At 36.6% G+C, this 6,663-nt stretch carries 4 protein-coding genes; 2 read left to right on the top strand and 2 right to left on the bottom strand.

Going from position 1 to position 6,663, the window contains the following annotated elements:
- Nucleotides 1-999 precede the first annotated feature (999 nt).
- On the top strand, nucleotides 1,000-1,461 hold the full coding sequence (locus FD31_RS05585; RefSeq protein WP_057891779.1) for a universal stress protein: 462 nt from the start codon (nucleotides 1,000-1,002) through the stop codon (nucleotides 1,459-1,461).
- Between the two features lie 54 nt (nucleotides 1,462-1,515).
- Nucleotides 1,516-2,883 carry an Nramp family divalent metal transporter gene (locus tag FD31_RS05580; RefSeq protein WP_222592682.1) on the top strand — a complete coding sequence of 456 codons (1,368 nt, stop codon included), beginning with the start codon at nucleotides 1,516-1,518 and terminating at the stop codon, nucleotides 2,881-2,883.
- Between the two features lie 415 nt (nucleotides 2,884-3,298).
- On the opposite strand, the gene FD31_RS05575 is transcribed toward FD31_RS05580, so the two are convergent.
- Both FD31_RS05575 and FD31_RS05570 read right to left on the bottom strand, forming a co-directional pair.
- On the bottom strand, nucleotides 3,299-4,237 hold the full coding sequence (locus FD31_RS05575; RefSeq protein ID WP_186811275.1) for a 3'-5' exoribonuclease YhaM family protein: 939 nt from the start codon (nucleotides 4,235-4,237) through the stop codon (nucleotides 3,299-3,301).
- Nucleotides 4,230-6,662 (bottom strand): ATP-binding protein, encoded by a 2,433-nt coding sequence (locus tag FD31_RS05570; RefSeq protein WP_057891778.1) that lies wholly within the window; start codon nucleotides 6,660-6,662, stop codon nucleotides 4,230-4,232. The genes FD31_RS05575 and FD31_RS05570 overlap by 8 nt, the downstream gene beginning before the upstream one ends.
- Between the last annotated feature and the right edge of the window lies 1 nt (nucleotide 6,663).

Raw genomic sequence — 6,663 nt, 5'->3', positions numbered from 1 at the left:
GCGCCCATGCCGGGCGCACATAATCAATAACGTTGGTAAAATACCAGCGTTATTTTTTTTACCTTTTTTAATATATATATGCCGTCTCCAGAACCGAGAAATAGTTACTGGCTATGTGGACCGGTCTGAGCCAAGGTCTCAGACCTCGGTTTGAAGCCTCACAAGCGAGTCTCCAAACACGCCCGGTGCTGTAAGCACGGGAAAACCACCCGCACTAACACCACTTTCACAGCCAGTAACTATTTCTCGGTTCTTCCGACTGAAGTCTTTTTATAAATCTAAATTTAAATAATCCTTTTAATTGGATATTTGCTTCCCTCACCTTTATATAATTTTAGGTATTAAAATTAGAAAAAACTGGTAAAAAAATTACCGCCAATTTCATTTTTGTTTATGATTTATTTTTTCCATGGCTTTATATGTATCTAAAACAATGAATAAACTAGCCGGAAGGAACAAGAAATTAGGTCGCTGTGAAGGTGGCGTTAGGATTTTAGTCCTTACACCACGGGACGAGTTTTGAAACTCGCGGTTTTTGCGAGGTTCAAAATCGAGCTTCGAGACCGCTCTTTGGCTCGAAGCGGTCCCCATAGCGACCTAATTTCTTGTTCCTGGAGGCGACACAGCATATTTAACTAGCCCAAACCTGACATCTTGCAGCTGATATTCACTGCCTCCAGCAATATCAGCAAATCAACATCAAAAAAGTTAAGTTTTAATAATAAATTTGTTTCAAATATTCCAATTAATTTCTTAATAACCGATACAACTAGCATGATAATAATTATAATTAGATTGAGGTTCGAACTAAAATCTTTATATCTTTGTTAATCAAAGTTAACTTCTTTTACTGAGGGTCTTTTTTCTAAATTTGAAGTAATCAAATTATTTTCTTAGGAACTACGAAATGTAGTTGCTGACTCTTGTGCTGTCGTTAGACACCTGTATGATAAAGATGAAACATAGTACATTAATGATTTATTCAGGAGGTAATATTTTATGGATAAGACTGAAATTCAAGACCCTTTAGTTTACAGACGAATTTTATTAACGGTTGATGAAGATGATCACGAATCAACTACTCGGGCATTTCGCTTTGCAATTACTCTTGCTCACGATTATGATGCTACTTTAGGAATCGTTTCTGTTATGGAAAGTGAAGATATCAATATTTTCGATTCTTTGACACCATCAAAAATCAGAGAAAAACGTGATGATCTCAAACAAGCAGTCGAACAATACGTTCAGGCTGCGGAAGATAATGGTTTGAATAAGGTTGAACCTCTTGCCTATGAGGGTGGCGACGTTGACGACGTCATCTTAGAACGTGTGATTCCCGATTTTCAACCAGACTTAATTGTAACTGGAGCTGACACACAGTTCCCTCACTCTAAAATTTCTGGAGCGATTGGACCAAGACTTGCCAAACGTGCCCCTGTTTCAGTAATTGTCGTTCGTTAAAATAAGGAACCTCGCTAGTAGGATTAACAAACTACGAAAAGAGGTCGAGTCATTTTGAAGGGTAAAAATGATGAAGAAAAAGAGAGCAAATTCATTCGAGAAACTGGCCGACAACGAAAAAGCCTCGATGAAATCAATGGGTCAATCGACGTGCCAGACAACGCTGGTTACTTCAAGACTCTCTTAGCATATACAGGGCCTGGTGCCTTGATTGCTGTGGGTTATATGGACCCCGGTAACTGGATTACTTCAATTGGTGGTGGTGCTCAATTCAAGTACACCCTATTGACTGTCGTACTGCTATCCAGTCTGATTGCGATGTTGCTCCAAGCAATGTCAGCACGCTTAGGTATTGTTACAGGTCGTGATTTGGCTCAACTGACAAGGGATCGAACTTCTAAAGTTGGTGGCTTTGTCCTTTGGGTTATCACTGAACTAGCGATAATGGCAACTGATGTGGCTGAAATTATTGGTTCCGGTATCGCATTAGAGTTATTATTTGGTTTTCCATTGATTGTCGGTATTACAATTACCGCGTTCGATGTTTTAATTTTGCTATTTCTAATGAAATTGGGCTTTCATAAAATCGAAGCTATCGTGGCAACTTTAGTTGCTGTTATCTTATTTGTCTTCGCTTATGAAGTCTTCTTATCAAAGCCTGATGCTTTGGGTGTTCTAGGTGGTTACGTTCCTAGAGCAAAAATTTTAACTAACCAACCTATGCTTTATATGGCTCTTGGTATCGTTGGTGCAACTGTTATGCCCCACGACTTGTATCTTGGTTCATCCATTTCACAAACACGTAAATATGATATTCATGATCACGATTCAGTGAAAAAAACAATTCGTTTCACAATTGCGGATTCGAATATCCAATTAACACTTGCCTTTATCGTCAATAGTTTATTGTTGATTTTAGGTGCAGCTTTATTCTACGGAACTCATAGCGATTTAGGTCGTTTCGTTGACCTATTCAATGCTTTAAGCAATTCCAAGATTGTTGGAGCTATTGCTAGTCCAATGTTGAGTATGCTTTTCGCTATTGCCCTCTTGGCTTCTGGTCAAAGTTCAACTATCACCGGAACGCTAGCTGGTCAATTAATTATGGAGGGATTCATTAATTTAAAAATGCCTCTTTGGGCACAAAGATTATTGACACGACTCTTCTCAATCTTACCTGTATTGGCTTTTGCGGTTTACTACAAAGGTAGTGAATCTAAAATTGAAAGTCTGTTGACATTCTCACAAGTCTTTCTATCTATCGCCTTACCATTCGCAATGATTCCTTTAATTCTTTTCACAAGTGATAAAAAACTTATGGGACCATTCGTCAATCGTCCTTGGGTCAAGTATTTGTCTTGGGTAATTGCTGTTATCTTAATCATTTTGAACTTGCAATTAATTTGGACTACTTTATTCTAAATAATAAAAAAAATCAGATAATCTCAGTATGTTACTTTTGAGATTATCTGATTTTTTTAGTTAACTGTCTAAAGGTTGAAAGATTCAAAACATAGTTTAAGTCTTGGTACTCTAGTCATCATTAACGCGAAAATAGCCAAACTAAATAGTAATACCGGAACTTATTTACTCTTAATCCAAAACAAAGAATAAACTAGCCGGAAGAAGCAAGAATTTAGGTCGCTGTGAAGGTGGCGTTATAGCTTTAGCTATTACACCACGGGACGAGTTTTGAAATTCGCGTACTTTGCGAAGTTCAAAATCGAGATTGGAGACCGCTCTTTGGCTCCAATCGGTCCCCACAGCGGCCTAAATTTCTTGCTTCTGGAGGCGGCCTATTACTATCTTCACAACATATTTAACTTTCAACTTTTAGTTAACTGTGTTTATAAAATGCTCGATTATCAAGACCAAAGATTCGTTCTGAAAACTTGCCGTTTTCTGTTTTATCAATTGCCTTAGTAATCATATTGATTGAAGCATCCATCATATCAATATTATGCAAAACTTCTGCTTCCAATATCTTCGGACGTTCTGGTGAACCATATTCTAGCAATCCATGATGTGACAAAATCATATGACGAAGTAAAATCATATCTTCGCTCTCAAGGCTTATATTAAGCTCCTCAGCCGCTTTAACAATTTCTTCATCAACTATCGTAATATGGCCTAACATGTTTCCTTCGAAAGTATATTCGATATCAAGACTACCTGTTAATTCAATAATTTTACCAAAATCATGTAAGCAAGCTCCGGCAATCAACAATGCTCGGTTAATCTGTGGATATTGATCTGAAATACTCTCAGCCATACGAACCATACTCAAAGTATGAAAGGCTAGTCCACCTTGGAAATCATGGTGATTTGTTTTAGCAGCCGCACTAGTAAAGAAACGGTCATGATACTTTTTAAATAAATATCTGACAATGCGATTCCATGCACCGTTGGTAATTTGTAAGAAAACATCATCAAATTCATTTTCCATATCAACTTTTTTCATAGGTGCTGTTTGCACGAATTGTGACATATCAACTGTTTCAGGATCCAAGAGACCTAAACGAGTAATGTTCACTTGGGGTTTCCCTTGGTACAAGTCACGACGGCCTTCTAGCTGAACAATCGTTCCAACTCGGTATTTTTGGGCATCCTCTTCATTAGCATCCCAATATTTACCAGGTATTTGTCCAGATTTATCTTCAAATACTAGTGATAAGAAGTTCTTACCATTCTTAGCTAAACGAAAGTCAGAACGTTTAATAATAACTTCCAAACTCATGTCTTCGCCCTTATTAAAATCAATTATCTGTTTAGGCACTATCTCTCTCCCCCATTTTCAATATATGATCATCTGGAATATTTTCTGGTTGATTAGCAGTTACATAGATAACTTGGTTAGCCTTGGCAATCTCCTTAATCAAATCAAAAACATTTTCCTTCCGCGAAATATCAAAATCAACAAAAGCATCATCAATCAAAATTGGTAATTTGATCAAATCAGATATTTCCGTCACAAAAGCTAATCTTAAAGCTAAATACAATTGAATCGTTGTTGCTTTGGACAATTCATGTACGTCAAAAGTATTCTTATTAGCACTTGTTACGACAATATCTTTCTTCCTAAAATCAATCTTAATATAGTGCTTGTTAGTTAACAAACTAAAATATTGCGTTGCTTTTTGAATCATCTTTGGATAACGATTTTCTGTCGCAATATTTAACATATTTCGAATCCAACTGCTAGCCAACTTATTTGAGATCCATTCATCGTAATATTCAATGATATCTTGTTTGCTCTGAGCCATCTCTGTCACGATATGTTGATATTGTTTATTATCAAAGATTTGTTGCATTTGTTCTTTCAACGAACCCATTTGTCGACTTAATTCATTGTTTTTATCAGACAATGCGGTTTTCTTGGCTGTCGCTTGATTCAATTCCTCGCTCAAGACATTGTGATCGGTATACTTTTTTAATTCAGCCAAATCTGTTCCTAGAAAATCCTTATCCTGCTTAATTTGCGTCAACGTCTTTTGGTTTTCAATTTGGCGTGTATGCATTTGCGTAAACATATTCATATTGATTGCTTGATACTTTTGTAAAATGGCAAAAATTTCTTTATTCAACTGATTCAAACGAATTTCGCGTTCATTAACAATCTTTTGTGTCTGAGCTTGACTTTGTTCAGCCACATCAGCTTTTGCTCTAATTTGGTCCAAACGAGCAAAATATTTCTCAATTTGTTCATTATAATTGTCATTCTTATAGGAAGAATCAAGAACATTCAATTCTAACAAAATCTTCCGCCACTTATTCAAATCGACTTCAATCGATTTAATTCCATCAATCAAACCATTTTGCGTTGTATGGAAGTTATCCAAAGCAATAACCGTTCCTTGAATTCCTAAAATTGCCTCACGCGATAACCCTTCGTAACCTTTAGTTTGCAAAAATGGATAATTATTCAAATCAGAATTAGTTCGATTAGTCCGCTCTTGATACCAATACCAAGCTCCACTACCAATTGCTGCTAAAATGAATAGCCACCGCAAAGGGTTAATAATAAATGCCAAAATCACGGCTACACCACAAACAATTAGTGGTACATTATTTTTTTTGCCTGTTTGAGGTGTCAACTGATCAATTTCTTCGCCTGTTAAAGGCAACATTTTTTCTGACAATTCAGGATGATTTTTAAATAATTGATCAACTTGCGTATCAACTTTCAATAATTTGGAATTCATATCATCCCGATGGAACTGCAAATTTTGCAATTCAAACTTTTGATTCCGAACATAATCTAATCGTGTTTGATTGATACGATAATTTTTAAGAATATCTTTCTCAACGTTATCTAAATCAGCGATTCGATTCGGTGTAGCAGTTTCCTTAAGAGTACTCAATTCTTGATTAGCCTTTAAAACTCGTTCCCAATCCTCACTTTGAATCAATTGTGATGTCGTATGATTCGAATCATGGCTTCGTTGTAATTGATTATAGCGAGACCACTTCTTATCCAAATTACGCAAGTTGTTCTCGGCTTCGTTAGCTTGTTTTAATAAGACCGCATTATCATTAAATTCAGTTTCAGTTTCATCCAATTTAGCCTTAACACGTTGATATGCCACCTGTTGGTTTTCAATCTCAGCTTTTTCTTCCACCAGTTCATCATATTTTTTCAGACTAACAACTAGTGGTTGCTTTTGGCCTCGAGCTTTATAAATATCGTCAGCCGCATGCTCTAAACTATCAGCTGTAGCCAACCACTCTTTACTACCCACAGCACCAATTGACATAACTTCTGTTTCCAATTTATTTTCGTCTAAGCCATAAATCGACAAAATGCTCTTATCGTCAAAAACGTGCGTATCAGCAAAATCATCCTTAGTAAAACTGCCGATAATTTCTGACATTAATGCCACTGGAACTTGTTCGTCATCATGAAAGAGGGTTAAATCTCCATCGCCCTTGCCATCAACCCGACGAACAGTCCACAAGGTATTATCCTCAGCCTTAAAGATCAGTTCACCACCGTATTTACCACTGTTGCGTGGCTTATATTGCAAAAACTTATTTTCGCCACGTGCTGAAGCAAAACCAAAGAGAATACTCTGGATAAAATTCAACAACGTTGTTTTTCCGGCTTCGTTAGCACCAAAAATAACTTGATAATCTTGAGCAAAGTCAAATTCTTGGTCAATCCATTTACCGAAACCGTATATATTTGCTTTAACTAATTTCACG

Origin of the sequence: Companilactobacillus nantensis DSM 16982, assembly GCF_001435815.1 — a bacterium.
Classification (GTDB): Bacteria; Bacillota; Bacilli; order Lactobacillales; family Lactobacillaceae; genus Companilactobacillus; species Companilactobacillus nantensis.
Note: the sequence above shows the minus strand (reverse complement) of the source record. Positions and strands in the feature narration are given on the sequence as shown.